This is a genomic window from Soonwooa purpurea (assembly GCF_053891095.1).
This window is the reverse complement of record NZ_JBSSMA010000009.1, coordinates 79,696-95,378: the sequence shown is the minus strand read 5'-3', so window position 1 is coordinate 95,378 and position 15,683 is coordinate 79,696. Positions and strand designations below refer to the sequence as shown.

General features: G+C 36.6%; 11 protein-coding genes. 4 read left to right on the top strand and 7 right to left on the bottom strand.

The genetic code is table 11. From position 1 onward, the window contains the following. Positions 1-42 precede the first annotated feature (42 nt). The 6 genes from ACVFVN_RS09840 to dnaB all read right to left on the bottom strand — a co-directional run bounded on the left by ACVFVN_RS09840 (position 43) and on the right by dnaB (position 8,247). Positions 43-2,628 (bottom strand): TonB-dependent receptor, encoded by a 2,586-nt coding sequence (locus ACVFVN_RS09840; RefSeq protein WP_456235111.1) that lies wholly within the window; start codon positions 2,626-2,628, stop codon positions 43-45. Positions 2,629-2,769: 141 nt separating this feature from the next. Then, positions 2,770-3,630: a carboxylating nicotinate-nucleotide diphosphorylase gene (gene nadC, locus ACVFVN_RS09835; protein WP_165135110.1), complete on the bottom strand. Its 861-nt coding sequence runs from the start codon at positions 3,628-3,630 to the stop codon at positions 2,770-2,772. Between the two features lie 51 nt (positions 3,631-3,681). Next, positions 3,682-5,253: an L-aspartate oxidase gene (nadB, locus tag ACVFVN_RS09830; protein WP_165135107.1), complete on the bottom strand. Its 1,572-nt coding sequence runs from the start codon at positions 5,251-5,253 to the stop codon at positions 3,682-3,684. 16 nt (positions 5,254-5,269) lie between these two features. Beyond that, positions 5,270-5,896: an NAD(P)H-dependent oxidoreductase gene (locus ACVFVN_RS09825; protein ID WP_456235110.1), complete on the bottom strand. Its 627-nt coding sequence runs from the start codon at positions 5,894-5,896 to the stop codon at positions 5,270-5,272. Positions 5,897-6,152: 256 nt separating this feature from the next. Continuing rightward, positions 6,153-6,629 carry a ribonuclease HI gene (gene rnhA / locus ACVFVN_RS09820; protein WP_456235109.1) on the bottom strand — a complete coding sequence of 159 codons (477 nt, stop codon included), beginning with the start codon at positions 6,627-6,629 and terminating at the stop codon, positions 6,153-6,155. A gap of 10 nt (positions 6,630-6,639) precedes the next feature. Next, complete coding sequence (gene dnaB / locus ACVFVN_RS09815; protein WP_165135098.1) at positions 6,640-8,247, bottom strand: replicative DNA helicase; 1,608 nt, start codon at positions 8,245-8,247, stop codon at positions 6,640-6,642. Between the two features lie 196 nt (positions 8,248-8,443). Between dnaB and ACVFVN_RS09810 the strand changes: the two genes are divergently transcribed. The 4 genes from ACVFVN_RS09810 (at position 8,444) to ACVFVN_RS09795 (ending at position 14,054) form a co-directional block, all read left to right on the top strand. Next, positions 8,444-9,910, top strand: a complete 1,467-nt coding sequence (locus ACVFVN_RS09810) for a DUF5687 family protein (protein ID WP_456235108.1) — start codon at positions 8,444-8,446, stop codon at positions 9,908-9,910. Between the two features lie 9 nt (positions 9,911-9,919). Then, positions 9,920-10,621, top strand: a complete 702-nt coding sequence (locus ACVFVN_RS09805; protein WP_456235107.1) for an ABC transporter ATP-binding protein — start codon at positions 9,920-9,922, stop codon at positions 10,619-10,621. A gap of 69 nt (positions 10,622-10,690) precedes the next feature. Continuing rightward, the gene (locus ACVFVN_RS09800) at positions 10,691-12,004 is read left to right on the top strand and encodes a M16 family metallopeptidase (RefSeq protein ID WP_456235106.1); all 1,314 of its coding nucleotides are present in this window, start codon (positions 10,691-10,693) and stop codon (positions 12,002-12,004) included. Positions 12,005-12,008: 4 nt separating this feature from the next. Beyond that, complete coding sequence (locus ACVFVN_RS09795) at positions 12,009-14,054, top strand: M16 family metallopeptidase (protein WP_456235105.1); 2,046 nt, start codon at positions 12,009-12,011, stop codon at positions 14,052-14,054. 151 nt (positions 14,055-14,205) lie between these two features. Here ACVFVN_RS09795 and fumC read toward each other — a convergent pair whose 3' ends face one another. Then, the gene (fumC, locus tag ACVFVN_RS09790; protein WP_456235104.1) at positions 14,206-15,600 is read right to left on the bottom strand and encodes a class II fumarate hydratase; all 1,395 of its coding nucleotides are present in this window, start codon (positions 15,598-15,600) and stop codon (positions 14,206-14,208) included. Positions 15,601-15,683 lie beyond the last annotated feature (83 nt).

The following is a 15,683-nucleotide window of genomic DNA, read 5'->3' as shown; positions in this document are numbered from 1 at the left end:
ACGTAAAGCCGGGATTAAATATCTTAAAACTAGAGTGTTTTATTAGAAATTGAAAGATAAACTTGTTGACCAAGTTCTTCCAAAGCCAAAGTAAACTCTGTTACCATCTGCTAAACCATCGTAAACTCTTCCTGCTTGTGCGTAAGTAACACCATAATCGGCATCATTAGGCTTAGCTTTAGGATTTACTAAATCTGTTGTTTTGATATTAGTTGCTCCGTCTTGGATATATGTTGTATCAAATAGGTTGTTAACATTAACACCAATTGTGAAGAATTGAGCTTTGTTATTCAATCTGATTTTATAAGATGCACCAACGTTAAATAAATTAAAGTTTGGTAATTCTAATGCTGTATTTCCTGGCTTATCAAATTCAGAAACATTTAAAGAAGAATAAATTTTTCCTACATATTGCCAATCTCCATAAATTCTCAAATCATCAAGTGGAGAAATTGTAGCTCCTAATGACCCTGTCATTTGTGGAATACTGTTGTTACTAGATCCTCCAACTTTTACTTTATCCAAATATAAAGTTGTTGAGTTTGATCCGTTGATAGCTACTGGCGTATTATCGTCTAAGAAGTTAGATCCAGTTGCATTACCTTTATATTGGTAATCACCGTAAGAGAACATACCATTGAACTCTAGGTATTTGTTCACTTTATAGTTAGCTTCTAATTCTGCACCCATGTGGATTTGAGTAATACCACTGATTTCTGAATAACCATTGTTTCCTAAACCATCGATATCTTTAATCCCTGATTTTCTTTGGAATCTGTCTTTCCATTCAGTTCTATATAAGTTAACTTTCGCATTAAAGTTAGATGTTCTGAACCCATAACCTAATTCTGCGGAGAAAATCTTTTCATTAGTCAAGTTAGGATTTACAACTTGTTGGTTACTAGGATATACAGCACTCATGAAAGGTTGTTTGCTATAATAACCAATGTTAGCAAAAACATTATTACGGTTGTCAATATTATAGTTAGCGCCCCCTTTGATGTTGTAGCCTAAGATATTTTTAAATCCTGTTTTTCTTTGAACTTCTTGACCTTGTTGCTTTGTCCCAGGTTTTACAAAATCATCAATTCTTTGATAAGCCTGATTAGATACGGATCCTTGTAAGAACGCTGAAAGTTTTTCATTAGAATATTCAACTTGTCCAAAACCACTGTACCATAATACTTCACCATCGTTACTGAACGCCACTCTATCCTCCATAGCTGCATTTTTGCCTCCAAAAGGATTCCATGATAATTTTTTATAATCGTAAGTGTTTCTGATTAAATTGTTACCAGGTAAGTTTTTATTTGATCCATCCGTATAACCAGAAGCTCCATAAAGGTCAGAAAGTACTTGGTAGTGGTAACCATAGTAATATCTATCATCTGTACCTACTGAGAAATTCCAATTATCATTAATTGTATGTTTGAAATTCATCAAAATACCGTACCAATTATGAGAGTTAACACTTGATGTTCTTACAAGAGTATTACCTACTACTCCTGCCGTTGGTGTTACCGCTGCATTAGCTGCAAAAATTGCATCATAGTCATAGTGGCCATCGTTAGGATTTACAAAATCTTGCATACCCTTACTATTAACTTTTCCAGCATTACGAGCTCCACCTCCACGTCCATTGGACATATAAGCAACTGTACTTAAAGTAGATTTTTCATTAATTGTCCAATCCCAGTTCAACATAATTACTGGTTTTGCATAGTAATTCATTGCATTAGCAACTGCTACTCTCTTACCCTCAGGTCTGGTGTAATATCCGAAATCAGAATTATATCTTCTGTATGGAGTACCATCGTTATCTGGATTATACTTAATATAATTAGAAATTGTTGGAGCATAAGATCTTTGATCGTGCCATTGTGGAGAAGAAGTAATCATGAACTGTAAGTTATGCTTCTTACTTGGCTGATAACCTAACGCAAAAAAATATGTATATGCTTCATAATCTGTATTTTCGATATATGTTGCACCAGATTGTCTTGCCATCAAAAATGAAGAAGACCACCCTTTATCTGATTTTCCCGTGTTATAAGCAAAAGAAGTTTTTAAGAAGTCATTATTACCAACACCTAATCTAACAACCCCACCTTGCTTCATATCAGCAGCACGAGTAATAAAGTTAAGCGTACCTCCAACTGATGCGATAGCCAATTTAGAAGAACCCAAACCTCTTTGTACTTGCATTGTGCTTGTAACATCTGATAATCCTGTCCAGTTTGACATGTATACAGAACCACCTTCCATATCATTAACTGGCATACCATTTACCATTACAGCAATATTTTTACTTTCGAAACCACGCATTGTAATACCTGAGTCTCCGAAACCGCCACCACCTTTTGTGGCATATACCGAAGGTGTTGTATTCAAGATTTCTACAAGCTCTTGATTCCCTAATCTTTCTATAATCTGAGCAGATTTAATAGTAGATACTGCAACTGGCGTTTTTCTGTCCTTTGCGATATCTGTCACCCCTTTTGTAATAACTACTTCATCTATATCACTCGATTTGATAGTATCTTGAGGAGTTTGTTGAGCAAAGTAAATACTTGCTGTTGATAGTGTTAAAACGATTGATAATGATCGTCTTCTGAGATTGCTTTTCATTTTTTGTCTATTACTATATTTATTTGACTGGACAAATTTCCGAAATAAAAGTTAACTAGCTTTTAACAAAGAATTAACATTTGTCATTTTATAAAAAAATTAATATTCCGTTAACATTATGTTAAATTTGAATTAAAACTACTATTCTACAGCTTTCAAACTTAGGTCAATATTTTTTGCAGAGTGTGTTAATGCACCAGCCGAAATGTAGGTTACGCCAGTAGCAGCAATGTTTTTGAGCTGGTCTCTTGTAATTCCTCCAGAGGCTTCGGACTCACATTTTCCATTGATAAGTTGCACCGCTTCTGCCATGGTTTTCACATCCATGTTGTCGAGCATGATCCTATCAACATCTGCCTCAATAGCCTCTTCAACCTCTTTTAGATTACGGGTTTCGACTTCTATTTTCAGTTTTAATTTATTTTTTTCAAGATAGTCTTTAGCCATTTTCACAGCATTGGTAATACTACCGTTATAGTCGATATGGTTGTCTTTTAGCATAATCATATCATATAATCCGTAACGATGGTTGGTTCCGCCTCCAATAGCAACTGCCCATTTTTCACAAATTCTAAAATTAGGCGTGGTCTTTCGAGTGTCCAAAAGCTTGGTTTTTGTACCAACCAATCTTTGGTCCCATTCGTGGGTTAAAGTAGCAATACCACTCATACGTTGCATACAATTGAGAACCAATCGTTCAGCAGACAAAATAGACTGCGCTTTTCCTCGAACCAAAAATGCGATTTCTCCAACTTTTGCCTGTTCTCCATCCTTAATAAAAACATCAACTTCCAGATCTTTGTCAACATAATTAAAAATCTCCAAAGCCATGTCAACACCCGCCAAAATGCAGTCTTCTTTTACTAAAAGTTTGGCTTGTTGCACTAAGTCTTTGGGAATGGTCGACAATGTAGAAACATCTCCTGTATGGATATCTTCCAAAATTGCCGCTTTTATAAATGTATGTAAGGCTTTATTGGTTATATAGGCTGGTTTTGTCATGCTAAATTGTTGATTTATTTTTAGTTAAATAATTTATATAAAGTTAAAATATCAATTCAAATCTTTATTATAAAAAGCACCTTTATTGACTTTCATTTCTAAAGATTGATTAATGATAAGTCCAGAAACACTTACCAGATTTCGAAGTTCTGATAATTGTGGTGAAAGTATAGAATAGTTGTATAATTCGTTAACCGCCTCGGAAATATCTTGGTGTTTTTTTTGTGCTATTTTAAGACGCTCATTACTTCTAACGATACTCACCAAATCGCTCATCATCTCCTGTAGTTGTTTTCTAAGATAACTTACCAGAACCATTTCGTCCATAATCTTCATGCCTTCCTCATTCCATTCTGGAATCGCTTTAAGATCATCAAAATTAAAATTATTCTCTTGCAAAAGTTCCATTGATTTTATTGCGGCATTATGCCCAAAAATCAAACCTTCCAACAAAGAATTAGACGCTAGTCTGTTAGCACCGTGAAGTCCAGAATTGGTACATTCGCCGACAGAAAAAAGATTCTTAATAGAAGATTGTCCATCTTTATCAATGTTAATGCCGCCCATCAAATAATGTGCTGCAGGGACAACAGGTATCAACTGTTTGAAAGGATCAATACCTTCGCTAAGACATTTATTATAGATATTCGGGAAATGCTTTACAAATTTTTCTTTATCCATTTCGCGACAATCCAGACCAACATATTCGTCACCACTTGTTTTCATCTCATTATCGATGGCACGTGCGACAATATCTCGTGACGCCAGTTCTTCGCGCGAATCATATTTTTGCATGAAAGATTTGCCTTGTTTGGTACGAAGTTTTGCACCATCGCCGCGCACCGCTTCCGAGATTAAAAACAGCATCCCATCCAACTTCGAATACAATGCCGTAGGATGAAATTGATAATATTGCATATTGCTAACCTTACCAAAAGCACGTGCCACAAAGGCAATACCATCTCCCGTTGCAATTATTGGATTTGTTGTGTTTTTATAAACGTGTCCAGCGCCTCCTGTTGCAACTAAAGTTATTTTGGCCGTAATTTTTTTGATGCGCTTTTGCTTTTCGTCCAAAATATAGGCGCCATAACAATGGATATTATCTGGATCCAAATCTTTTCCAGGTACGTGATGCTGGGTTAACAAGTCAATAACATAATGATATGGAAGAATTTCTATATTCGGAGAATTGCGAGCCGTTTCCAATAAGGCACGTTCAATTTCAAAACCAGTAATATCTTTGTGATGAACAATTCTGTTTTCGGTATGTCCTCCTTCCCGACCCAAAGCAAATTTTCCGTTCTCTTGGTCAAATTTTGCACCCCATTCTACAATTTCTCGAAAACGCTTTGGTGCTTCTTCAACAACCATTTTCACAACCTCGGGGTCATTTTCTCCGTCACCCGCACGTATCGTATCATCAATATGTTTTTGGAAATTATCTTTATCAAAATCCGTAACTACAGCAAGACCACCTTGGGCATATTTGGTATTACTTTCATCCTCGTCCGCTTTGGTAACAATTATGATTTTGGTGTCGGGAAGTTGCTCCGATATTTTGATGGCGTAGGACAATCCTGAGATCCCTGAACCAATTACTAAAACATCCGTTTTAATCATAGTTTTTTTTGCTTTCTTAGATAAATTTAATGAATTTATCCAAAGGTTTTCTAATTTTTTTCAAGTTCTGAAACACGTCATCATCAGCTCTTTTTCCTAAAGCCAATACCACAGCAACACGTTCTTCCAAGAGATTCAAATTTAATGCCTCAGACAATCTATCATGTCTAAAACCTTCCATCGGGCACGTATCAACCATTTCTTCCGCTGCTGCGGTTATCATGGTACCCAAAAGTATATAGGCTTGTTTTTCAGACCAATGACTCAACGTATTTGTATCATAACTTGAAACGAATTTGTCAATATTATTCCGAAATGCAGAAAGTGTTTCCATATCAATTCCACGTTCATCCGATATATGTGCAAAATAAGCATCTACATAATCTGGATCTATTTTGGTTTTCGACACAATCGCGACAAGATGAGAGCAAGTACTTATTTGTGACTCGTTATAAAATGCCGGAATCAATCTTTTTATTTCTTCGTCCGACTCTACCACAATCAATTTATAAGGCTGCAATCCCATCGAACTTACCGACAAACGTCCTGCCTCCAAAATATTTTCCAGAGCTACTTTCGAAATCTTTTCTCCACTAAATTTCTTCACGGAATACCGCCAACGCAAAGCTTCCAAATAATTCATATAACAAAGATAATCATCCGAAGTCAAAATAAATTCTAAAGTTTTGTTAATTAGAAGCTGTTCCGGCTTTCACTAGTCGCTATCTTGTATTTCCTTCCGCAAAAAGCCATCCCAAAATACAAGATGAGCTCCGACATGCCGTTCAATCCGGGCTATGGGAGCCCTAACAAGGCTCCTAACAATTTCAGGTGAAATTAACTTTATCAAAAAGTGAGAAACAAACAAACTGTTTAATTTAATAAAATGAATATCCTTTTTAGAAAAGCCCGTCATTGTTTTGATTCTCAAAATAGCTATCAACCTGAAGATTAGCATTTTGAGCCGCTTTTACAGCAAGCTGGTCAACCAATTCGTTTTCGGGATGACCTGCGTGACCTTTTATCCAATGGAATTTTGGATTGTACTTTTTCAATAACGGAATCAAAGTTTGCCACAAGTCGGGATTCTTAACATTTTTCCAAGCGCGTTTTACCCAACCAGCAATCCAATTTTGATTAATCGCATCCGACACATACTTGCTGTCCGTATAGATATGGACATCGTGTCCTTCGTCTTTTAATTTTGACAAAGCAACGACAACAGCCATTAACTCCATTCGGTTATTGGTTGTTAACCGAAAACCAGCAGAAAAATGTTTTTGATATTGTTTTTCGGGAACGCGCATAAGGATTCCAAAACCTCCTTTTCCAGGATTTCCACTACATGCGCCATCGGTAAAAATTTCGATTTTCAAAGTCTAAATTTTAGAAAGGCATTTCATCATCGTCGTCATCGTTCATCGCAGAACCAGAAACTTGTCCTTTAGAAGGAATCGCTGGTCCAAATGCAGAATCTGGCGTTCCGGTAACCGTGATTTTTCCAAAATCTGGCGCTTCGAAATTTCCCGAACCAAATCCAGAAGGAGTCGAACCGCCAAAACCACCACCATAAGCGTTGCCAAGCGTTTCGATATCATCGAATTTACCAATATTTTTGTGAAAAGCTAATCGCACATCGGCTGTTGCACCATTACGGTGTTTTGCAATGATAATCTCGGCTTGATTTTCGGTCGGCGTTTCCATACCTTCTTCATCATTATCCCAAACAGCAATTTTATAATATTCTGGACGGAAAATAAATGACACAATATCAGCATCTTGCTCAATGGCTCCAGATTCTCTCAAATCCGATAACATTGGACGTTTTCCAGGACGCGTTTCTACCGTTCTCGATAACTGAGAAAGGGCAATAACAGGAACATTTAATTCTTTTGCAATGGCTTTTAATGACCGTGAAATCATGGCAATTTCTTGTTCACGATTGCCTCCTGCTTTGCCAGAATTAGCAGTCATCAGCTGAAGGTAATCGACCATGATGATTTTAACACCGTGTTGCATAACCAATCTTCGACATTTTGCTCTAAAGTCAAAGATGGACAAAGATGGCGTTTCATCAATATAAAGCGGTGCGTTTTCCAAAGCTGAAACATTGGTAAACAAGCTGCTCCATTCTTGATCGGACAATGTTCCTTTTCTTAAATTTTCGGAAGAAATACCCGTTTCGGAAGCAATCATCCTGGTAATCAACTGTACAGAAGCCATCTCCAGAGAGAAAAGCGCCAAAGGAATATTATTATCTACAGTGATATTTCGTGCCATAGAAAGTATGAAAGCGGTTTTCCCCATCGCTGGACGAGCTGCAATAATAATAAGGTCCGAATTTTGCCAGCCTCCCGTTTCTTTATCCAAAGCAGAAAATCCTGATGGAACACCGGAAAGACCTTCTTTATCTTTTAATGATTTTATCTTGTCAATCGCCTCTTTTACCAAAGAGTTGGCGGTATCGAAACCTTTTTTAATGGTTCCGTTTGTAATTTCAAAGAAAGATTGTTCTGCTTTATCAAGAAGTTCAAAAACATCGGTCGTTTCTTTGTAAGAACTGTCGATGACATTGGCCGAAACATTAATTAAAGAGCGAAGAATAAATTTCTCCAAAATCACCCGAACGTGATATTCGATATGCGCTGAAGAGCTAACACCTAATGTCAAATCAATGATGTAATGGTCGCCTCCTGCAAGATTGAGTCTTTCAGTTCTTTTAAGTTCCTGAATAACGGTCATCATATCGATGGGCGAATTGGTCTCATAAAGTTTGAGTATCGCTTCAAAAATCGTCGTATGTCGCGGATCGTAAAACACCTCTGGCGTCAGCAGGTCGATAGAATGGTCCAATCCTTTTCTATCAATTAAAAAAGTCCCGATAACCAGTTTTTCAAAATCAACGGCGTTGGGTGGCATTTTGCCATCTGATATGGATAATTCTTTAGCAAAATTGCCTTGTGTAAGCGACGATAAGGTTTCTTTTTGAGCCATAATACAAAGATACGTCTTTTAGATTTTTTTAAAAATCAAGTTCTAAACAAAATTTTATGGAAAACTAATAAAAGTCTTGCAGAATCGCAGTTTGTAATGTTGATAACTTCGATGAAACTTCAAAAATATCAGACTTTGTAACAAATTCCGTATTTTGTTAACTAAATAATTATACTACATTTTCTAAAATTTAAAAATGATAAAACCTTTTCTAAGCTTGGAGTTTAAAAACTTTATGCGTTCTAACACTTTAGCAGCCAATGTTGCGATGAAGATTTTCCAGATTTTCATCATCATTTATTTTCTGGCGGTTTTTGTGGGTCTTAGCATTTTTGCTTTTTATTATCCAAAACAAGAGTTGCATGTTGATCCATTGCAATTTGTAGGTAGATTTTTGTTATACGCTTTTTTGGCAGACATTGTTTTGCGCTATTTTATGCAACAAATGCCAACGCAGAACATCAAAGCATTTTTAACAATGAACATTCCCAAAAACACCATTGTTAAATATTTGATTTCTAAAACCTTTTTATCATTCTTCACTTGGGGAAACGTGTTTTTGTATCTTCCTTTTGTCGTGTTGCTATTGATAGATGGCTATAGTTGGTTTGGATGTTTGGCTTGGTTTACAGCCATTATTTTCATGTATTTCATTAGCAATTTGTTGAATATTTTAATGAACGGAAAAGACAAAATCGCGTATTTGATTGGTGCATTTCTTTTCATTGCCATTGTTTTAGACTATTTTAAAATTATTTCTTTCAGAGATATTTCGGGAACGATATTTTATGCTTTCTACGAAAAACCTTGGTTAGCAATTCTTCCTATTTTGGTGTTTTTGCCCTTGTTGTATTTGTGTTTTAATTATATAAAAAATATTTTCTATCTGGACAAAGCTCTGGAAACCAAAAAAGAAGAAGCCAAATCTGAAAATATTCAATTCTTAAACAAGTTTGGGATATTAGGCACTTTTATGAACAACGACATCAGAATGTTGAAACGCAGCAAGGCAGCACGCGCTATCGCCATCGGAGGTTTTTTATTTTTATTTTATGGCTTATTAATGTTTTCTACGCCATCTTACAAAACGCCTTTCATGCTGATGTTTTTAGGACTTTTTGTAACGGGAGGTTTTCAGATGCTATTCGGACAAAGAGTTCCGTCGTTTGACAGCTCGTATTATCCGCTAATGATGAGCCTGAATGTTCCTTATAAAGAATATCTAAAAGCCAAATGGTGGCTGGTAAATATCGTAACGTTTGTGTCGATGTTTATGGCATTATTTTATGCCTTTTTTGGGTGGAAAGTTTATTTCACATTTTTCGCGGCAGGCCTTTATAATATTGGTGTAAATTCTCAAATCACTTTATTATCTGGCGCATTTAATAAAAACCCAATGGACCTCAACACCGCAAAAAAATCAATGGGACAACAGAATAATCTCAGTCTCAAAAACATATTGCTCGTTATTCCGAAAATACTTTTACCGATGTTAATTTTCGGAGGCGCAAATCATTTTTTTGGGACAATAGGTGGCGTTGTAGCCATTGCCGCTGTCGGCATTATCGGATTTTTGCTGAGAGAAAAGGTGTTTGACTACATCACAAAGCTTTATAAAAAAGAAAAATACGACACCTTGGTCGCGTTTAAAAAAACATCTTAAAAATTAAAAATGATAAGAATTCAAAATTTAACAAAAATATATGGCGATCGACAAGTTCTTAATATTCCTGAACTTAATCTTTCTGAAGGCCAAACCATTGGCTTGGTCGGAAACAACGGCGCTGGGAAAACCACACTTTTCAGCTTAATTTTAGATTTAATAGAAGCCTCGTCTGGATCAGTGGAAATAGATGACGAAAAAGTCAACGTTTCCGAAAATTGGAAAAACAAAGTTTCCGCATTTATCGATGAAAGCTTTCTTATTGGTTATTTAACACCCGAAGAATATTTTTATTTCTTAGGAGAACTTCGTGGTTGGAACAAAGCCAGCGTTGACAGTTTTTTAACAGAATTTGTTGAATTTTTCAATGGAGAAGTCCTGAATGCCAAAAAATACATCCGCGATCTTTCTAAAGGAAACATGAAAAAAGTAGGTATTGTTGGCGCCCTCATTGGCAAACCGCAATACATCGTTTTGGATGAGCCTTTTGCAAATCTTGATCCGTCCACACAGATTAAACTTAAAAATTTAGTAAAACACTGGTCCAACAATTCAGATTCTACATTCATTATTTCTAGTCACGATTTAGCACATACCACAGAAATATCCGACAGAATTGTAGTCCTTAACAAAGGAGAATTGGTCCGCGACATCCACACTTCTCCAGAAACGTTACAAGAGCTCGAGCATTTTTTCACAGAAAACATATAGAAAAAGCCCATCACATGTAACATTTTTAACTTTTTTCATACTTATACATTAGATTAACAAATGTTAAAGATGAAATTAAAACAATTATCCATTGCTTCGCTAGCATTTTTCGGAATGCTGACGAACGCACAAGAAATTAAGTTTGAAGAATATACGCTTCCTAACGGAATGAATGTTATTCTTCACCAAGACAATTCCGCGCCAGTAGTAACTTCTGGTGTAATGTATCATGTTGGGGCTAAAGATGAAGAAGTTGGCAGAAGCGGTTTTGCACACTTTTTTGAACACCTTTTATTCGAAGGTACACCCAATATTAAAAGAGGAGAATGGTTCAAAGTGGTATCATCTAACGGTGGTACAAACAACGCGAACACAACCAATGACAGAACTTATTATTACGAAACCTTCCCATCCAACAATCTGCAATTGGGACTTTGGATGGAAGCTGACAGATTGCGCCATCCGATTATTAACCAAATCGGTGTTGACACACAGCGTGAAGTTGTAAAAGAAGAAAAAAGACTTCGTATGGATAACCAGCCTTACGGAAATCTTTTGACCGCTTTACAAAATAACTTGTTCACAAAACACCCTTACCGATGGACAACCATAGGAACTATGGAAGATCTTAACAATGCGAAGTTAAGCGAGTTCCAGGATTTCTTTAAAAAATATTATTCTCCAAACAATGCGACTTTGGTTGTAGCTGGAGATTTCCAAACGGATCAAACAAAAAAATGGATTGAAGAATATTATGGCTCCATCCCACGAGGTCCAGAAATAACGCGTGTTTCTATCAAAGAAGATCCTATTACACAGCCAAAAGAAGTAACCTGGGCAGATCCCAACATTCAGATTCCTGCTTATTTGTTCTCTTACAGAGTTCCGGGAAGCCGTGACAAAGAATCTTATGCACTAAGCATGCTTTCAACTTATCTAAGTGGCGGTAAATCTTCTGTCTTGTACAAAAAAATGGTAGATCAGGACAAAAAAGCTTTGGAAGTACAAGCGATTAATTTAGGTCTTGAAGATTACGGCATTTTCGCTGTATTTGCCATTCCGATGGGCTCTACAACAAAAGACGCTTTACAAAAAGATATCGATGCTGAAATTACAAAATTACAAACCACTCTTATTTCGGACGAAGATTATCAAAAACTTCAAAACATCGAAGAAAATCAGTTTGTTAATGCCAATTCAAGCGTTCAGGGTATTGCAAGTTCTTTAGCAACTTACAAAGTTTTGTATGGCGATGCTAATTTAATTAATAAAGAAATTGACATCTACCGTTCTATTACAAAAGAGGATTTGAGAAATGCTGCGAAAAAATATCTTAATCCTAACCAACGTGTCATCATCAATTACGTACCTGAGAAAAAATAATCAAATGAAAAAGCAACTAACTTACATAGCCGCAAGTTTTCTGATTTCAGGAATGACGATGGCACAAAAACTAGACCTTAACGCAATGCCAAAGCCTGGTCCAACGCCAAGCATCAACATTGCAACACCAAAAACTTTTAAACTAAACAATGGTTTAACAGTTATGGTGGTAGAAAACCACAAGCTGCCTCGCGTTAACGTGAGCTTGTCGATGGATCGCCCGCCGGTTTACGAATCTAACATTGCTGGTGTTAACAGCATCATGGCTGACCAATTGGGAAAAGGCACAATGTCCATGTCTAAAGATGATTTTAATAAAAGAGTCGATTTCTTAGGATCAAAAATTAATTTTAGTTCAAACGGTGCTTTCGCAAACACTTTAACAAAATATTTCCCAGAAGTTTTAGGCTTGTTGGCAGATGCGGCAATCAACCCAAAATTCACGGCCGAAGAAGTTCAGAAATCTAAAGAAAGAAGCATCGAAGCTTTAAAACTTGATGAGAAAAATGCAAAATCTATCGCATCAAAAGTTTCTAATGCTATTATCTACGGAAAAAATACAGCAAGAGGGGAATTCGAAACCGAAGCTACTAACAATGCCATCCAACTGAAAGACGTTCAAGAAGCTTATTCCAAATATTTCGCTCCAAACAACGCCTATCTAGTTGTTGTTGGTGATGTTAAATACAAGGATGTAAAAAAGCTTATCGAAAACAAATTTGGTGCTTGGAAAAAGTCAGATTTCGTTTATCCTCCGACTCCAGCAGTTAAAAATGTTGCTAAAACGGAAATTGTCATGATCGATGTTCCATCGGCGGTTCAGTCGGTGATCAATATTAATAACATCAGCACATTACACAAGAAAGACCCTGAGTTTTTCGCTGCAGAAATTGCAGATTACATCCTTGGAGGCGGTGGAGAAGCGCGTTTGTTCATGAATCTTCGTGAGAAAAATGGATTCACTTACGGTGCTTATTCAGATTTATCAACAGGAAAATACAGCCCCGAATTTAATGCTGAAGCAAGCGTAAGAAACGAAGTAACAGACAAAGCAGTTGTTGAGTTTATGAACGAATTGAAAGGCATAACTACCATAAAACCAGAAGAACTTGCCAATGCAAAAGCCAAACTAAAAGGCGATTTCATCCGTTCTATGGAAAAACCAGAAACCATCGCTGGATTTGCAGTTAATTCTCAGGTTTACAACTTACCAAAAGATTTTTACACCAATTATCTTAAGTCTATTGACCAAGTGACAATTGCTAATGTTCAAGACGCTGCAAAAGCCTATATCCTACCCAATCAAAGTAGAATTTTTGTTGCTGGTAAAGCTTCGGAAGTGGCTGACAGCTTAGAAAAATTAGGCTATCCTGTTAGCTATTATGACAAAGATGCGAACAAAACTTCAAAACCAGTCGCACAAAAAATTGATGTGACCGTTGCTCAGATTGCAGACAAATACATCACAGCTATCGGAGGAAAAACCGCTTTGGACAAAGTAAAATCTATAAGCCTGAATGCCGATGCAACTGTGCAAAACATGCCAATTAACATGACGATGAGCAGAGCTCTAGGCGGCAAAAGTTTGATGGATATCAAAGTTATGGGCAACAGCATGCAGAAAATCGTTTTCGATGGTACAAATGGTAAAATGATGGCGCAAGGTCAATCGATGGATCTTCCTGAGGAAACGAAAGCTCAAATGTTGGCAGACAAATTATTGTTCCCAGAATTAGGATTTGCAAATAACAAAGATCTTAAAATTACAGGCGTTGAAAAAATCAACAACGAAGATTCTTACGGCATCAAAGATGCTTCGACAACTTATTATTATAGCCTTGGCACAGGTTTGAAAACTGGCGAAACCAAAACTCAAAAAATGGGTGGTCAGGAGATGACAGTTCCTGTGACATTTAGTGATTATAAAGTTGTGGATGGTGTTAAATATCCTTTCAAAATGTCACAATCAATGATGGGGCAAAGCATCGATTTCATCATCAAAGATTACCAAATTAACAAAGCTAAAGATGCAGATTTTAAAATAAACTAATTTTTCAGTTTATAAACTTAAATAGCTTTAGGACAAACCTAAAGCTATTTTTTTATTTTGATACTATGTCCCTCATCCGCTTTTTGCGCCTTGATCGCTTTCATATTTTATGAATATGTTTAAAAATCACCTTGATTCTTGACTTTTTATTCTACTTCAAACTTCCCACCATGTCTTCAGGTTTTACCCATTCATCAAATTGTTCTGCCGTTAACAATCCAAGATTAATAGCTTCTTCTTTTAAAGTTGTTCCGTTTTTGTGAGCTGTTTTCGCAATTTTTGCAGCGTTTTCGTAGCCGATATGCGTATTTAATGCCGTAACCAACATTAAAGATTTATCCACTAATTCTTTAATTCTTGGTAAATTCGGTTCAATTCCCACTGCACAATGATCGTTGAACGAAATACAAGCATCTGCAATCAACTGCGCCGATTGTAAAAAATTGTACGCCATCACAGGTTTGAAAACATTGAGTTCATAATTTCCTTGCGTTCCTGCAAACGAAATCGTGGTGTCATTTCCTAAAACTTGAGCACAAACCATAGTCAGAGCTTCGTTTTGGGTAGGATTTACTTTTCCAGGCATGATGGATGAGCCAGGTTCATTTTCAGGAATATGAATTTCGCCAATTCCTGAACGAGGCCCAGAAGCCAACATTCTGATATCTTGTGCAATTTTGAAAAGTGAAACCGCCAATTGTTTCAAAGCGCCATGAGATTCTACGATTGCATCGTGAGCGGCCAAAGCTTCAAATTTATTTTCTGCCGTGATGAAAGGATGTCCCGTAAATTTTGCAATATATTCTGCGACTTTTACATCGTAAGCTTTTGGGGTGTTGAGGCCCGTTCCAACTGCTGTTCCGCCCAAAGCCAATTCTGAAAGATGCGGAAGTGTGTTTTTCAAAGCGCGTAAACCAAATTCCAATTGAGCCACATAACCTGAAAATTCTTGTCCGAGCGTTAATGGCGTTGCATCCATTAAATGCGTTCTACCAATCTTCACAATGTCCTTAAAAGCATCGGATTTTTCTTTCAACGTAATTTTTAGTTTTTCAACAGCTGGAATGGTTTGTTCTACTACTTTTTTGTATGCTGCAATGTGCATTGCCGTTGGATAAGTATCGTTGGAAGATTGAGATTTGTTGACGTCATCATTTGGATGAATTTCAGATGTTTCGCCCAACTTCCCGCCATTGAGAAAATGAGCTCGGTTAGAGATAACTTCATTCACATTCATGTTGGATTGTGTTCCAGAACCCGTTTGCCAAATCACCAACGGAAATTGATCGTTGAGTTTTCCGTCCAAAATTTCTTCACAAACTCTTGCAATCATGTCTCTTTTTTCTGTTGGAAGTACGCCTAAATCTGCATTAGCAAAAGCCGCCGCTTTTTTTAAATACGCAAAAGCTTCGATGATTTCGTGCGGCATGGATGCTTCGGGACCAATTTTAAAATTGTTACGTGATCTTTCGGTTTGGGCACCCCAATATTTATCGGCAGGGACTTTTACTTCGCCCATCGTGTCGTGTTCTATTCTGTATTCCATTTTTAAAAATTTAAAAGATTCTTATCAAATTTAAGGTTTAATCTTTTAATCTAGATGTGATTAAAATAAAAACTGACTTATCG

Bases quoted from the DNA above. Each gene is read 5' to 3' on its own strand.
- ACVFVN_RS09840 (WP_456235111.1), bottom strand. From the start codon at position 2,628: ATGAAAAGCAATCTCAGAAGACGATCATTATCAATCGTTTTAACACTA.
- nadC (WP_165135110.1), bottom strand. From the start codon at position 3,630: ATGACAAAACCAGCCTATATAACCAATAAAGCCTTACATACATTTATA.
- nadB (WP_165135107.1), bottom strand. From the start codon at position 5,253: ATGATTAAAACGGATGTTTTAGTAATTGGTTCAGGGATCTCAGGATTG.
- ACVFVN_RS09825 (WP_456235110.1), bottom strand. From the start codon at position 5,896: ATGAATTATTTGGAAGCTTTGCGTTGGCGGTATTCCGTGAAGAAATTT.
- dnaB (WP_165135098.1), bottom strand. From the start codon at position 8,247: ATGGCTCAAAAAGAAACCTTATCGTCGCTTACACAAGGCAATTTTGCT.
- ACVFVN_RS09810 (WP_456235108.1), top strand. From the start codon at position 8,444: ATGATAAAACCTTTTCTAAGCTTGGAGTTTAAAAACTTTATGCGTTCT.
- ACVFVN_RS09805 (WP_456235107.1), top strand. From the start codon at position 9,920: ATGATAAGAATTCAAAATTTAACAAAAATATATGGCGATCGACAAGTT.
- ACVFVN_RS09800 (WP_456235106.1), top strand. From the start codon at position 10,691: ATGAAATTAAAACAATTATCCATTGCTTCGCTAGCATTTTTCGGAATG.
- ACVFVN_RS09795 (WP_456235105.1), top strand. From the start codon at position 12,009: ATGAAAAAGCAACTAACTTACATAGCCGCAAGTTTTCTGATTTCAGGA.
- fumC (WP_456235104.1), bottom strand. From the start codon at position 15,600: ATGGAATACAGAATAGAACACGACACGATGGGCGAAGTAAAAGTCCCT.